This window comes from Roseovarius sp., assembly GCF_965277045.1.
Lineage (GTDB): Bacteria > Pseudomonadota > Alphaproteobacteria > Rhodobacterales > Rhodobacteraceae > Roseovarius.
This window is the reverse complement of record NZ_OZ255712.1, coordinates 1,398,824-1,411,933: the sequence shown is the minus strand read 5'-3', so window position 1 is coordinate 1,411,933 and position 13,110 is coordinate 1,398,824. Positions and strand designations below refer to the sequence as shown.

The following is a 13,110-nucleotide window of genomic DNA, read 5'->3' as shown; positions in this document are numbered from 1 at the left end:
CGCGCGGGCCACGGATGACCGCCGCATCAGCCAATGCGGTAGTTGGGGCTTTCGCGGGTGATCTGCACGTCGTGCACGTGGCTTTCCTTCAGCCCCGCCCCGGTGATCTTGATGAACTCGCAATTGCTGCGCATCTCCTCGACCGTGGCGCAGCCGGTATAGCCCATCGCCGCCCGCAGGCCGCCCACCAACTGATGCAGCACCGTGGCCGCACTGCCCTTGTAGGGCACCTGCCCCTCGACGCCCTCGGGCACCAGCTTGTCGCTCGCCGCGTCCTTCTGGAAATACCGGTCGGCCGAGCCGCGGGCCATGGCGGCAAGGCTGCCCATGCCGCGATACGCCTTGAAGCTGCGCCCCTGGTAGAGGATCACCTCGCCGGGGGACTCGTCCGTGCCCGCCAGCATGCTGCCGACCATGGCGCAGGACGCGCCCGCCGCGATCGCCTTGGCGAAATCGCCCGAGAACTTGATGCCGCCATCGGCGATGACCGGCGTGTCGCCCGCCGCCGCGGCGCAATCCATCACCGCGGTCAGCTGCGGCATGCCCACGCCCGCCACCATCCGCGTGGTGCAGATGCTGCCCGGCCCGATGCCGACCTTCACCGCATCCGCACCGGCGCCGATCAGCGCCCGCGTCGCCTCGGCGGTGGCCACGTTGCCGGCCACGATCTGCACCTCGTTGGACAGTTTCTTGGCCCGCTCCACGGCCTGCGCCACGCCTTCGGAATGGCCATGGGCGGTGTCGATCACCACCATATCCACGCCCGCATCCACCAGCGCCTGCGTCCGCTCGAAGCCCGCGTCGCCCACGGTCGAGGCCGCGGCCACGCGCAGCCGGCCCAGCCCGTCCTTGCAGGCGGTCGGGTTCAGCACGGCCTGCTCGGTGTCCTTCAGCGTCAGAAGGCCGGTCAGCTTGCCCTCGGCATTCGTGACCAGCAGTTTCTCGATCCGCCGCGCCTTCATCAGGCTCTTGGCCTCCTCGCGGTCGGCAGGCTCGGTCAGGATCGCCAGGTTGTCACTGGTCATCATCACGTGCACCGGCGTGTCGTCGCTGGTGGCGAACCGCATGTCGCGGTTGGTCACGATGCCCACCACGTGGCCCTTGTCGTCCACCACCGGAAACCCGGTGAAGTTGTAGCGCTCGATCAGTGCCTTGGCATCGCCCAGAGTCTGGTCGGCGCGCAGGGTCACCGGGTTGTAGACGATCCCGCTTTCGAACCGCTTCACCCGCCGCACTTCCTTGGCCTGCTGGTCGACCGTCAGGTTGCGGTGAATGACGCCCATGCCGCCCGACTGGGCCATGCAGATCGCCATCCGCCCTTCGGTCACCGTGTCCATCGCGGAACTCAGAAGCGGGATGTTGAGGTCGATCGAGCGGGTCACGCGGGTGCGCGTGTCCGCCGTGGTGGGCAGCACGCTGGACTTCGCGGGAACCAGCAGAACATCGTCGAAAGTGAGGGCCTCACGAATCTCCATGGCGCATCTCCTTGGGGTGTCTCGTTTGGCGGTTCCCTATTGCACGCGTCGGAGGGAATGGAAAGGGCCGATTGGCGGGTGCGCGCAGATGACAGGGGGCCGCCCCGCCACAAGATCCCGGATCAAGACCGGACTGCCGCCCGCCACAGCCCCGTAGGGTGGGTGAAAACCCACGCGCCGCCGCACTTGCCAATACGTCCCGCGCCAAGCTAGCGTCGCCTCAACCAGAGGACACCGCGCATGAGCACACACGGATACGAAAGCGGCCGGCTCGACCTGCCCTTCGTCGGCATCTCCACCTTCGGAAAACGCCCCTACGTCTCGGACTGGGCCCGGATCGACGCCGACGTGGCCATTCTCGGCGCGCCGTTCGATGCCGGCACCCAATGGCGCTCGGGCGCCCGCTTCGGCCCCCGCGGCGTGCGCGAGGCCTCGACGCTCTTCTCTTTCGGCCACGCCGGCGCCTATGACCACGAGGACGATGCCACCTATCTGCCCGGCGAGGTCAGCATCGTCGATATCGGCGACGCCGACATCGTCCACACCGACACGGTGAAATCTCACGCCAATATAGAGACCGGCGTCCGCGCCATCCTCGCGGCGGGCGCCCTGCCCGTCACCATCGGCGGCGACCATTCCATCAACATCCCCTGCATCAACGCCTTTGACGACCAGGGCGACATCCACGTCCTGCAGATCGACGCCCATCTCGATTTCGTCGACGAGCGCCACGGCGTCCGCCACGGCCACGGCAACCCCATGCGCCGCGCCGCCGAAAAGCCTTACGTGACCGGCCTCACCCAGCTTGGTATCCGCAATGTCAGCTCGACCGCCAAGGAAGGCTATGACGACGCCCGGGCGCGCGGCTCGGATATCCTGTCGGTCCGGCAGGTCCGCAGGCTTGGCCCCGAGGCCACCGCCGATCGCATCCCCGCGGGCTCCCGCGTCTATATCACCATCGACATCGACGCCTTCTGCCCCTCCATTGCGCCCGGCACCGGGACGCCCAGCCATGGCGGGTTCCTCTATTACGACGTGCTGGAAATCTTGCAACAGGTCGCCCGAAACCACGAGATCGTGGGCATCGACCTCGTCGAAGTGGCACCGGATTACGACCCCACCGGCTCCACCTCGATCCTCGCGGCGCAGGTGCTTCTGAACCTCCTGGGCTTCATCTTTCACGCCCGCAGCTGACGACCCGCGCCTTTAGGTACACTTTTGGATCACTCGCCCAGCTTGGCGCGACGCAAACTCGTGCCTGTTTTCCACCTACAGCCATTTTTTCCTTCACATACGCCATTTTCTGCGCAACATTTAATCAAAACAAAAAGCAAAGCGGGACCCGCCCCTTATTCCGGTTCACTTTTGGTTCGTCGCTTGCGCACCAATCCCGACCGGCGACGGACGGTCCCGAAACCCAACAGTGGAGGACACACCCAAAATGGATCTCGCAGCCATTCAGGCCGACCAGGTCACCCTGAATTCCCTTGTCCAGAACCTCGTCTATCTCTCCGGGACCGTCGGCGCGATCACCGTCGTCGTCGGCCTTCTGATGATCGACGCAGGCACCACCCGGCGCAAAAGCCTGTTCAATTCGACCATCGAAAAGGTCATGGGCTTCTTTCTGGGCTTTACCACCTATTTCGCCATCGGCTTCGGCTTCTGGGCGGCGCAGTATTACATCATGGAAGGCGCGACCATGGGCGACTCCTTGCGCGACTGGTGGCTTTTCGGCGGGATGCTGAACGCCAACGCCTCCACCACCGATCCGGCGACCTTTCCGGGGCTGAACACCTTCCAGATTTTCGTCTTCTTCCTCGCGGTCTTTGCCGGGATCGTGAACATCCTCTTCCACTTCGCGGTGTCCGAACGCATCAAGGCCTCGGCCTATTACGTGCTCTGCGTCGTGGCCGCCGTGGCCTCGTCGATCCTCAGCTTCTACACTTGGGGGTCTGTGGGCCCGCTCACCAATGCGGGCTTTCACGACTTCTTCGGTGTGGGCTTCGTCTATCTCTTCCCCACCGGCATGGCGCTGGCGCTGGTGCCCATGCTGGGTCAGCGGCCCGGCATGTTCAACCCGCACCCCTTGGTCTCGGGCTACCACGCGCCCAGCATCGGGCTGGCGGCGGTGGGCCTGCTGACCATCTTCGCGGGCCTGCCCATGGTCATCGTCTCCTGTCTCTTCTTCTTCGACCCCGAGGCGCTGGCGGTCAGCGTCACGATGGCGGAAACCAGCGTGGGCCTTGCCGTGAACAACTACGCCATGGCCTGGGCCGGCGGCGCGGTGACGGGCGGCATCCTCGCCTATGCCACCCGCAAATACGCCTACCTGCTGCTGGGGCCCCTGGCGGGCTACGTGGCCGGCGCCTGCGGCTTCGACGTCTACCAACCGGGCGAGATGTTCCTGGTGGCGCTGGGCGCGCCGGTCATCTCCTATATCGTCTATGAATTCACGCTGAAGCGCGAGTTCGACGAGCACAAGCTGCTGCCGCTCTTTCTCGGCGCGGGCAGCTATGGCCTGATCATGGTCGGCATCCTCGAGGCCGGCACGCCGCGCGGCGGCTATTTCGGCATCACCGAAGGCGAATACGCCTTCCAGCACGGTCAGATCGGCCTGACCATGCAGCTGATCGGCATCGTGGTCTGCCTTGGGGCGGGCCTGGTGACCGGCCTCGTGACGGCGCTGATCCTCAAGGTGACGATCGGGTTGCGCAACACCGACGACGAGATGGCCGCCGGTCTCGACGGTCTGCGCTGGGGGTTGGAGCCTGACGTGCCCACGCGCGAGGACACGCCCATCGCCAAGGGCTGACATCTGGCACCACTCACGGAGTCGCGGCGGCGGGGTCCTACCCGTCGCCGCGATGCGTTTCGGGCTCCCGTCCCGGGACCTCGTAGGGTGGGTGAAAACCCACCTGCGCATCGGTTAACAATCCATCACAACCGGCCGCCGCGTTAATCCCTCAAAACGCGAAAATCCGCACCGTCGCGATACCACTGGAATACCGACGCGATACCGACATGCCGTTTCGGGTCGAATCGAGCCGTTTAACCCAGCCGTTTCGGCGCTCGGTGCCTCAATGCCCCGTTAAGCCTTCAACGCCGTCAGCACGTCCTCATAGCTCTTCAACCCATGCGCCGCGCCCATGGTCTCGCGCCATTTGGCGGCATAGGCCTCGTGCATCGCCGCGCCGATCTGCGCCCGCCCGGCGCCGGCGCGCCCGCTCACCACCTTGCTGGCCTCGCCGCCCGGCGGCAGGTCGCATGCCGCGTCGCGGGCCTGTCGCACAAGATGGTCGTCGAACTGCCGCCCATGCGCTTTCATGAAATCCAGCGTCGCCTGAGCCTCCGCCACGGCGCGTGTCCGCTCATCGGATATCCCCATGAAATCCGCCACTTGCGCGACATTCTTCACCAGGTCCCGCTTCATGTGCTCATAGGCCAGCACCAGCACGTCGTCGCGGTCGCGCACACCCCACCAGGACGACGCATGGCTCCAGTAATCCTCGCGGCCCATCCGATCCAGGTAGTACTCCGCGAAATCCTCCAGCGAAATCGCCCCGCGCTCGAAGGTCCAGCCGTCGAAGAACCGGTAGAGCGACACCATCGCATCCACCGGGTCGCGCAGCACGACGATATAGCGCCCGCCTTCGGGAATCACCCCCCAGGGCAGATGGCTCTTGAAGAGCCGCGGACGGTAGGGTTGCGGCGCGTTAACGTCTTTGCCCATATCGTGCGCCAGTTCCAGCCAAGGCACGACATCGGTAATCTCGTCGAAATCCATGTCGCCCCCGGACCGCAACCCATGCGCGATCTGCGTGACCCAGGTGGTGCCGCACTTGCTGTAGGGCGAAATGAAGATGTCCGAAGGACCCGGGCGATAGGCCAACCCCGTCTCGACGCCATGCTCCGTGGCGAACCGCCCCAGCGCCGCGTTCATCTGCGCCAGCGTCTCAGGACGCTTCATCGCGCGCCTCCCCTTTGCCCGGCACCGGGTCATAGCCGCAGCCGCCCCAGGGATTGCACCGCGCGATCCGGCGCGCGGCCAGCCACCCGCCCTTCAGGCCCCCATGGGTGCGCAGGGCGTCCAACGCATATTGGCTGCACGTGGGATGGTAGCGGCAATTGAACCCCACCCAGGGGCTGAATAACAGCCGGTATCCCTTGACCGGTAGGGCCAGTATATGCGCCAGCGGGCTCATCTGTGAACCGAGGCCAGCGCCCGCCGCAGATCCTCGCACAGGCCTTGGAAATCGCGGTCCACCGTGGCCCCGGCCCGCCCGATCAGCACATAGTCATGGCCGGATTTTCCGTTTTCCGTCAGCACCTTGCGCGCCACTTCGCGCAAGCGCCGCTTGGCCCGGTTGCGGGTAACGGCATTGCCCACCTTCTTGGAACAGGTGAACCCCACCCGGATCGTGTCGCTGTCGTCCCGCCGGTCCCGCACTTGCAGCACCAGACCCTTCATCGCCTGCCTGCGTCCCTTGGCAGCGGCCAGGAAATCAGGGCGTTTCTTGAGAACCTCCAGGCAAACGGAAACCGCCGGGGGCGTTTTCCCCGTGTCATCCACGAGGGCCTCCGGCGGTGTCATGTCCGTACGGATCCTGGCTGGCGCTTACGCGCTCAGCGACTTGCGGCCACGCGCGCGACGCGCGTTCAGGATCTTGCGGCCGGCCTTGGTGGCCATGCGCGCGCGGAAACCGTGGCGCCGCTTGCGGACCAGGTTCGAGGGTTGATACGTGCGTTTCATCGCTCGGCTCTCCGGTGTTCTTGGCCTCGCTCAGGAATCGCGAAAGCCGGAATTCGTATTGAAGCCCGGTCTATAGGGGCCTGCGGGACCCAAGTCAAACATCCGATTGGCTTTTGCAACAAAAACCCTGCCCCGATGGCCGGCTTTGTTACAAAGCCACCCGAAACCCGACATTAAGGCCCCGAACCCATCACCCCGCATCACCCCCGCGTGAAGCATCTGGCGCGACGCCCGAGGATCGCGCATCTAGGGAAGGACAGTCAATCGTACCGGACCCCGACATGGACACTGCCGACGACACCAGGCGCCCCGCCTATATCCGCCACGCGCCCCTGGCCGTGATCCTGATCGCCGCCATCGTCGGGTATTTCACGCTGGGCGACTACCTGACTTTCGACACGCTGGCCGAAAATCGCGAGGCCTTGCTGGCCTTTCGCGACGATAATCATATCCTCCTCGCAGGGATATTCATCGCCGCCTACGTGAGCATCGTGGCCTTCTCGCTGCCCGGTGCAGCGGTCGCCTCGGTGACCGGCGGATTTCTCTTCGGCCTCGCGCTTGGCACAGTCTTCAACGTCACCGCCGCCGTGATCGGCGCCTCGGCCATCTTCATGGCCGCGCGTTGGGGCCTTGGCCGCACGCTCGCGGCAAAGATGGACGCCTCCGAAGGCACGCTGAAGAAGATCAAGACCGGCCTGCATGAGCATGAAATCAGTGTCCTTTTGCTGATGCGTCTCGTGCCCGTGGTGCCGTTCTTCGTGGCCAACCTGCTGCCCGCGCTGGTCGGGGTGCGCTTCGTCAATTTCCTCTGGACGACCGCAATCGGCATCATCCCCGGCGCCATCGTCTTCACCTGGATCGGCGTCGGCCTCGGAGAGGTCTTCGACCGCGGAGAACGACCTGATTTATCTCTGCTGTGGGAGCCGCAGGTGATCGGCCCCATTCTCGGGCTTTGCGTGCTGGCAGCACTACCTATCGTGATCAAGACCGTGCGCGGCAAGAAGGACATCTAGGCCATGGCCGACATCAAGACTGACATCCTCGTCATCGGGGCCGGATCCGGCGGCCTCTCCGTCGCCTCGGGCGCGGCACAGATGGGCGCCGACGTGGTCCTTCTGGAAGGCCACGAAATGGGCGGTGACTGCCTCAACTTCGGCTGTGTGCCCTCCAAGGCCCTCATCGCCTCGGCCAAGGCCGCCCATGGCCAGGCACACGCCGCCCCTTACGGCGTCGCCGATGTCGCGCCCACGGTGGACTACGCCGCCGCAAAGGATCACGTTCGGGACGTGATCGCCACCATCGCCCCGCATGACAGCCAGGAACGGTTCGAGGGTCTGGGCGTCAAGGTCATCCGCGACTACGGCCAGTTCATCGCGCCAACCGAGGTCAAGGCCGGCGACACCGTGATCCGCTCCCGGCGCATCGTCATCGCCACCGGCTCCTCGCCACTCGTGCCGCCCATCCCGGGGTTGGAGGACGTGCCCTATGAGACGAACGAAACACTGTTCGACCTGCGCGAAAAGCCCGAGCACCTGCTGGTCATCGGCGGCGGGCCCATCGGCATGGAAATGGCGCAGGCGCATCTGCGACTGGGCTGCAAGGTCACCGTGATTGAAGGCGACAAGGCCCTTGGCAAGGACGACCCCGAGGCGGCGGCATTGGTGCTGGACCATCTGCGTGAGGAAGGCCTTGAGATCGTCGAGGGCGCGACCGCGGCGCAGGTGCGCGGCACCGCCGGCGCGATCGAGGTGGAAACCAAGGACGGCCAGGTCTTCAAGGGCTCGCACCTTTTGGTGGCCGTGGGCCGCAAGCCAAATATCGACCGGCTGAACCTCGAGGCGGCAGGCATCAAATCCACCAGATCCGGCATCAAGGTCGACGCCGCCCTGAAGACCAGCAATTCAAAGGTCTACGCCATCGGCGACGTCGCGGGCGGCCTGCAATTCACCCATGTGGCGGGCTATCACGCGGGTATCGTCATCCGTTCCGCCGTGCTGGGCCTGCCCGCCAAGGCCAGCACCGCGCACCTGCCCTGGACGACCTACACAGACCCCGAACTCGCCCAGGTCGGCCTGACCGAAGCGCAGGCCCGCAAGGCGCACGGACAGAAGCTGGAAGTCGTCCGCGCCGAGTATGACGGGAACGACCGCGCCATCGCCACGCGCAAGACCACGGGCTTCGTCAAGGTCATGGTGGTCGGTGGCCGTCCTGTCGGCGCCACCATCGTCGGCGCCCAAGCGGGCGAGCTTATACACACTTGGGCCTTGGCCCTCGCCAACAACTTGAAAATGAAGCATATCAGCGCCATGGTTGCGCCTTATCCCACGTTGGGGGAACTCAACAAACGGGCCGCGGGGGCGTACTTCACGCCGCGGCTGTTCGAAAGCGACGGGGTCAAGCGGATCGTGCGGCTGGTGCAGCGCTGGCTGCCCTGAGAGACAAGGCGACGGAACGGGCAAGATGGGATTTCTGAAATCACTCTCGGGACGGTTCCTGATCCTGACCGTGGTATTCGTCATGCTGGCCGAGGTCCTGATCTTTTTCCCGTCCATCGCCCGGTTCCGCGAAGATTTTCTGATGGACCGGCTGGAACGTGCCCAGATCGCGTCCCTGGCGCTGCTGGCCAGCGACGAGATCTCGAACGAGCTGCAGGAAGAACTGCTGCAGAATGCCGGCGTCTTCAACGTGGTGCTGCGTCGTGACGAGGCGCGTCAGCTGATGCTGTCGGCGCCCATGCCCTCGCCCATCGTGGACACGTTCGATCTGCGCGATGCCACGCCTCTTGAACTGATCGGGGACGCCGTGACCCGGCTGGCCACCCCCGAGCCAGAGATGATCCGGGTGATCGGTGATCCGTCGCAGATGGGCGGTCTGCTGATCGAGATCACCCTGCTCACGGACGAGTTGCGTGCCGCAATGCTGGATTATGGCCTGCGTATCCTGTTCCTGTCGGCGATGATTTCGGTCGTGACCGCCGCCCTGCTTTATTTTGCCGTGCGCGCCTTTCTGGTGCGGCCCATCGCCAGCGTCGCGCGGCACATGACCCGCTATGCCGAAGCCCCCGAGGACGCGAACCGGGTGATCACGCCTCGGTCCACCACCACCGAGATCCGCCAGGCCGAAGAGGCGCTGCACAAGCTTCAGACCCAGCTGACATCGTCCCTGCGCCAGCGCGAACGCCTGGCTCAGCTGGGCGGCGCGGTGGCCAAGGTCAGCCATGATCTGCGCAACATCCTGACCTCGGCACAGCTTTTCACCGACCGGATCGAAATGAGCGAGGACCCGGCGGTCAAGCGCATGGCGCCCAAGCTGGTCAACTCCATCGCCCGCGCCGTGCATCTGTGCGAGTCCACGCTGGCCTATGGCAAGGCCGAGGAACAGCCGCCCACCCTGGGCCGTTTCGCGCTGATCGACGTGGTGTCGGACGTCATCGAAAGCGAGCGTCTGGCCGTGGGCGACGCCGATATCAGCTTTGCCGAGGACGTGCCGACGGCGCTTGTCGTGCGCGCGGATCACGAACAGCTCTACCGCGTGATCGCCAACCTCGTGCGCAATGCCCGGCAGGCCATCGTCAACAGCGGCAAGCCCGGAGAGATCGCCATTTCAGGACAGGAAACCGGCGACGCATGGCTGATCCATGTCGCCGACACGGGGCCGGGCCTGCCGGCCAAGGCACGCCAACATCTGTTTCAGCCTTTCCATGGCGGAGCGACCAAGGGCGGCACGGGGCTGGGCCTGTCGATCGCCGCCGAGCTGATCCGCGGTCACGGCGGCACGCTGGACCTTGAGCGGACCGACGACAGCGGCACGGTGTTTCGGATTTCATTGCCTCGCGGCGGCCTTGAACTGGACTGACGGATTTTCCCCGGATTTTCCGCGCCGGCCCCCTTGCATTGCACGGCGCTTGGGTCTAGATGCTCGTCCTCACGGACCGATAGCTCAGCTGGATAGAGTACCTGACTACGAATCAGGGGGTCGGGGGTTCGAATCCTCCTCGGTCCGCCACTTCCCCCACTCGCCACTTCCGCACTCCTAAGACACACTGCGGCAAGCGCCTTTCAGCGCCCACGTCACGTGGCGTTTCCCTCGACATCCGACCGCATGAGTATACCCTTGCCATGAGGTGTTCGGCAAAGAGGTCGCCATGAAATTGACCGTAGACGGCACGGTGCACGACATCGACGTCGCAGAGGATATGCCGCTGCTCTGGGTGCTGCGCGACCTACTGGGCAAGACCGGCGTGAAATATGGCTGCGGAATCGCTCAATGCGGTGCATGCACCGTTCATATTGATGGCAAGGCCGTGCGATCCTGCCAGGTTCCGGCGCAGGATGTCTGGGGCGCCGTCACCACGATCCACGGGCTTGGCACCCCCGAGTCGCCCCATCCGGTCCAGCAAGCCTGGATCGAGACGCAAGTGGCGCAATGCGGATACTGTCAATCCGGCCAGATCATGCAGGCCGCGGCCTTGCTGTCGGAAATGCCCGACCCGAGCGATGACGAGATCGACGAGGCCCTGTCCGGCAACCTTTGCCGCTGCGGCACCTATCCGCGTATTCGCGCCGCCGTCAGGGCCGCTGCGGCAAAGTTGAAGGGAGCCTAGGATGAGCCGGGCCGGAAAAATAGCGCGCCGAAGCTTCCTTGTCGGGGCCGTGGCCGCCGCGGGGGGCGTGGCCTTTGGTGTCTGGCGATACAGGACGCCCTACGCCAATCCGCTTCTGACGGGGCTCAACGATGGCGAGGCGGCACTGACGCCATACGTGCTGATCCGTTCCGACGGAATCACCCTGATCACGCCCCGCGCCGATAAGGGTCAGGGCGCCTACCAGGTGCAGGCGATGCTGCTGGCCGAGGAACTGGACGTCACGCTGGATCAGGTCTCGGTCGATCCCGGCCCGCCTGACGTGGCCTATTGGAACCGGGCGCTGGCCGAAGAAACCGCGGCCTTTCTCGTTCCGGGGGGCGGCCTTGGACAAGACGCGGCCGAGACTGTCGTCTCCGCCGCATCCAAGTTCCTGGGTTTGCAGATCACCGGCGGCTCCACCACCACCCCCGACGGATTCGACAAGCTGCGGGCCGCAGGCGCCTCCGCGCGTGAAACGCTCAAGGCTGCCGCCGCCCGCGCGACGGGCCATGCGGTCGATACGCTCTCGACGAAGGATGGTGCGGTGCTGCTGCCGGACGGATCGACGCTGGCCTATACGGATCTTGCCGCGCAGCTGGCCGAAATCGAGCCCGTCACGGACGTCGCGTTGCGCCAGCCCTCCGAATGGCGGCTGATCGGTCATGCGACGCCGCGGCTGGACATGGTGGCGAAATCGACCGGAACGCAGGGATACGGGATAGATGTCGAACTGCCGGGCATGGTTCATGCCACGGTCGTTCTGAACCCCGCGCAGAACGGGGCACTGGGCAGTTACGACACCGGCGAAGCCTTCAAGATTCCCGGCGTTCAGTCCGTGGTCGAGATCACCGGCGGGCTGGGCGTAGTCGCCGACACCACATGGACCGCCTTCAAGGGCGCGCGTGCCTTGGGCGTAAGCTGGCCAGACGGCCCGGTGCCGACGGAAATGGACGATCACTGGCAAGCCTTGTCGGACAGTTTCAACGACGACGCCCTGGACAGCCGCAAACGCGATGACGGAGACGTCGATGCAACGATTGCCGCGCGCGCAGGCGATGTGATCGAGGCCGAGTTCCGTGCGCCCTACCTTGCCCACGCGCCGCTGGAGCCCGTCAACGCGACCGTCCGCGTCGATGAGGATTCGGTCGAGATATGGACAGGGACGCAGATACCGCGCTTCGTTCTGGCCAATGTGGCGCGGATCACTGGCGTTGCGGAAGAGAACATCACTCTCAACGTGCAGATGATCGGCGGAAGTTTCGGCCACCGGCTGGAAGATACGGTGGTCAGGCACGCAACCGAGATCGCGATGGAGATGAAGGGCACCCCGGTCAAGCTGACCTATTCGCGAGAGGAAGACATGACCCATGACTTCCCGCGCCAGATCGCGATGGGCAGAATGCGCGGCACCGTGCGCGACGGCCGCGTCGAGGTGTTCGATCTTGGCATCGCCATGCCTTCGGTCATCCTGTCCCAGATGGCGCGGCAGGGCCAAAGCGTGCCCGGCCCTGATAGCCAGATCGTGGCGGGGGCGTTCGAGCAGCCTTTTGCCCTGCCCCATCACCGCGTGACGGGCTACCGTGCTCCGCCCTTGGCACCTATCAGTTCCTGGCGGTCGGTCGGAGCCTCCACGAACGGGTTTTTCTACAATGCGGGTCTGGACGAGCTGATCCATGCCGCAGGCACAGACCCGCTGGAAGAGCGGCTTCGTCTGTGCAACGATCCGCTGGCCCGCGCCGTGCTGGAGGCCGTGGGCGAGATGAGCGACTGGACAGGCCCCCATCCCGGCGATGGCGTGGGACGCGGCGTGGCCTTCACCAAGTCCTTCGGCGTGCCCTGCGCCGAGGTGGTCGAGGTCGAAACGACGGAATCCGGTCTGCGGATTCGTCGCGCCTGGGTCGCCGCCGAAGTGGGCACGGTTGTCGATCCGCTGAATTTCGAGAACCAGGTCGCCGGCGGTGTCATATTCGGACTGGGTCACGCGATGAATTGTGAAATCACCTATGCCGACGGCCGCGCCGAACAGCAGAATTTCGACAGCTTTCAGGCGATGCGCCTGTATCAGACACCCCGGATCGAGGTGCGCGGCCTGGAAAACGGCGACAGAGTGCGCGGCGTCGGCGAACCGCCGGTACCACCCGCCGCCCCGGCCCTGGCGGCGGCGGTTTTCGCGGCCACCGGTACTCGCCTGCGGGAAATGCCATTCAGCAAGTTCGTCGATTTCGCGTGACGCATAAGCGGCGAATGTGACGACGCCTTGC

The 13,110-nt window shown here is 65.2% G+C and carries 12 protein-coding genes and 1 tRNA gene; 8 read left to right on the top strand and 5 right to left on the bottom strand.

The features are described from left to right. Positions 1–26 precede the first annotated feature (26 nt). Complete coding sequence (gene guaB / locus ACQY4V_RS06920; protein WP_428516117.1) at positions 27–1,475, bottom strand: IMP dehydrogenase; 1,449 nt, start codon at positions 1,473–1,475, stop codon at positions 27–29. A gap of 240 nt (positions 1,476–1,715) precedes the next feature. Here guaB and speB point away from each other — a divergent pair, with 240 nt between their 5' ends. Both speB and ACQY4V_RS06910 read left to right on the top strand, forming a co-directional pair. Then, positions 1,716–2,669, top strand: coding sequence for an agmatinase (speB, locus tag ACQY4V_RS06915; RefSeq protein ID WP_428516116.1), 954 nt, complete (start codon positions 1,716–1,718; stop codon positions 2,667–2,669). 247 nt (positions 2,670–2,916) lie between these two features. Next, the gene (locus ACQY4V_RS06910) at positions 2,917–4,287 is read left to right on the top strand and encodes an ammonium transporter (RefSeq protein WP_428516115.1); all 1,371 of its coding nucleotides are present in this window, start codon (positions 2,917–2,919) and stop codon (positions 4,285–4,287) included. A gap of 276 nt (positions 4,288–4,563) precedes the next feature. On the opposite strand, the gene ACQY4V_RS06905 is transcribed toward ACQY4V_RS06910, so the two are convergent. The 4 genes from ACQY4V_RS06905 to rpmH are packed head-to-tail and all read right to left on the bottom strand — an operon-like array spanning position 4,564 to position 6,225. After that, positions 4,564–5,442 carry a sulfotransferase domain-containing protein gene (locus ACQY4V_RS06905; RefSeq protein ID WP_428516114.1) on the bottom strand — a complete coding sequence of 293 codons (879 nt, stop codon included), beginning with the start codon at positions 5,440–5,442 and terminating at the stop codon, positions 4,564–4,566. After that, complete coding sequence (gene yidD, locus ACQY4V_RS06900; RefSeq protein ID WP_428516113.1) at positions 5,429–5,677, bottom strand: membrane protein insertion efficiency factor YidD; 249 nt, start codon at positions 5,675–5,677, stop codon at positions 5,429–5,431. The genes ACQY4V_RS06905 and yidD overlap by 14 nt, the downstream gene beginning before the upstream one ends. Beyond that, complete coding sequence (gene rnpA / locus ACQY4V_RS06895) at positions 5,674–6,066, bottom strand: ribonuclease P protein component (RefSeq protein WP_428516112.1); 393 nt, start codon at positions 6,064–6,066, stop codon at positions 5,674–5,676. The genes yidD and rnpA overlap by 4 nt, the downstream gene beginning before the upstream one ends. 24 nt (positions 6,067–6,090) lie before the next feature. Continuing rightward, on the bottom strand, positions 6,091–6,225 hold the full coding sequence (gene rpmH, locus ACQY4V_RS06890) for a 50S ribosomal protein L34 (protein ID WP_005980833.1): 135 nt from the start codon (positions 6,223–6,225) through the stop codon (positions 6,091–6,093). Positions 6,226–6,506: 281 nt separating this feature from the next. Here rpmH and ACQY4V_RS06885 point away from each other — a divergent pair, with 281 nt between their 5' ends. The 6 genes from ACQY4V_RS06885 (at position 6,507) to ACQY4V_RS06860 (ending at position 13,079) form a co-directional block, all read left to right on the top strand. Continuing rightward, positions 6,507–7,238: a TVP38/TMEM64 family protein gene (locus ACQY4V_RS06885; protein ID WP_428516111.1), complete on the top strand. Its 732-nt coding sequence runs from the start codon at positions 6,507–6,509 to the stop codon at positions 7,236–7,238. Positions 7,239–7,241: 3 nt separating this feature from the next. Beyond that, positions 7,242–8,660: a dihydrolipoyl dehydrogenase family protein gene (locus tag ACQY4V_RS06880; protein WP_428516110.1), complete on the top strand. Its 1,419-nt coding sequence runs from the start codon at positions 7,242–7,244 to the stop codon at positions 8,658–8,660. A gap of 25 nt (positions 8,661–8,685) precedes the next feature. Beyond that, positions 8,686–10,080, top strand: coding sequence for a sensor histidine kinase (locus tag ACQY4V_RS06875; protein ID WP_428516109.1), 1,395 nt, complete (start codon positions 8,686–8,688; stop codon positions 10,078–10,080). Positions 10,081–10,153: 73 nt separating this feature from the next. After that, positions 10,154–10,230 (top strand) — tRNA-Arg (locus ACQY4V_RS06870). A 139-nt stretch (positions 10,231–10,369) separates the two neighbouring features. Then, positions 10,370–10,828, top strand: a complete 459-nt coding sequence (locus ACQY4V_RS06865; RefSeq protein WP_428516108.1) for a (2Fe-2S)-binding protein — start codon at positions 10,370–10,372, stop codon at positions 10,826–10,828. A gap of 1 nt (position 10,829) precedes the next feature. After that, positions 10,830–13,079, top strand: coding sequence for a molybdopterin cofactor-binding domain-containing protein (locus ACQY4V_RS06860; protein WP_428516107.1), 2,250 nt, complete (start codon positions 10,830–10,832; stop codon positions 13,077–13,079). Positions 13,080–13,110: the final 31 nt, after the last annotated feature.

Bases quoted from the DNA above. Each gene is read 5' to 3' on its own strand.
- ACQY4V_RS06885 (WP_428516111.1), top strand. From the start codon at position 6,507: ATGGACACTGCCGACGACACCAGGCGCCCCGCCTATATCCGCCACGCG.
- rpmH (WP_005980833.1), bottom strand. From the start codon at position 6,225: ATGAAACGCACGTATCAACCCTCGAACCTGGTCCGCAAGCGGCGCCAC.
- ACQY4V_RS06880 (WP_428516110.1), top strand. From the start codon at position 7,242: ATGGCCGACATCAAGACTGACATCCTCGTCATCGGGGCCGGATCCGGC.
- ACQY4V_RS06865 (WP_428516108.1), top strand. From the start codon at position 10,370: ATGAAATTGACCGTAGACGGCACGGTGCACGACATCGACGTCGCAGAG.
- rnpA (WP_428516112.1), bottom strand. From the start codon at position 6,066: ATGACACCGCCGGAGGCCCTCGTGGATGACACGGGGAAAACGCCCCCG.
- yidD (WP_428516113.1), bottom strand. From the start codon at position 5,677: ATGAGCCCGCTGGCGCATATACTGGCCCTACCGGTCAAGGGATACCGG.
- guaB (WP_428516117.1), bottom strand. From the start codon at position 1,475: ATGGAGATTCGTGAGGCCCTCACTTTCGACGATGTTCTGCTGGTTCCC.
- speB (WP_428516116.1), top strand. From the start codon at position 1,716: ATGAGCACACACGGATACGAAAGCGGCCGGCTCGACCTGCCCTTCGTC.
- ACQY4V_RS06910 (WP_428516115.1), top strand. From the start codon at position 2,917: ATGGATCTCGCAGCCATTCAGGCCGACCAGGTCACCCTGAATTCCCTT.
- ACQY4V_RS06905 (WP_428516114.1), bottom strand. From the start codon at position 5,442: ATGAAGCGTCCTGAGACGCTGGCGCAGATGAACGCGGCGCTGGGGCGG.
- ACQY4V_RS06875 (WP_428516109.1), top strand. From the start codon at position 8,686: ATGGGATTTCTGAAATCACTCTCGGGACGGTTCCTGATCCTGACCGTG.
- ACQY4V_RS06860 (WP_428516107.1), top strand. From the start codon at position 10,830: ATGAGCCGGGCCGGAAAAATAGCGCGCCGAAGCTTCCTTGTCGGGGCC.